Origin of the sequence: Streptomyces sp. PT12, assembly GCF_003311645.1 — a bacterium.
GTDB lineage: Bacteria > Actinomycetota > Actinomycetes > Streptomycetales > Streptomycetaceae > Streptomyces.
Map to the genome: position 1 here is coordinate 1 of NZ_QEST01000124.1, position 360 is coordinate 360.

Here is a 360-nt window from a genome sequence, read left to right on the forward strand (position 1 = left end):
TCCGCATCGACGTCGCCCACGGCCTCGTCAAGGCCCCCGGGCTCCCCGACATGGGGCAGCCGGGTCAACTGCGGCTGCTCGGCACGGACATCCTGCCGTTCTTCGACCAGGACGGGGTGCACGAGATCTACCGCTCGTGGCGCACGATCCTGGACGAGTACCCCACGCCGCGCATCGGCGTCGCGGAGGCGTGGACCCCGACCCCCGACCGCACGGCGCTGTATGTCCGTTCGGACGAGCTGCACCAGGCGTTCAACTTCCACTATCTCAACACCCCGTGGAACGCCGGGGAGTTGCGGCGGGCGATCGACTCCTCGCTCGACTCGATGCGGCCCGTGGGCGCCCCATCGACATGGGTCC

Annotated in this window: 1 pseudogene; it reads left to right on the top strand. The window is 69.7% G+C overall.

From position 1 onward, the window contains the following. Positions 1-360 (top strand): annotated as a pseudogene (locus tag DEH69_RS13645) (alpha-glucosidase); the annotation flags it as partial.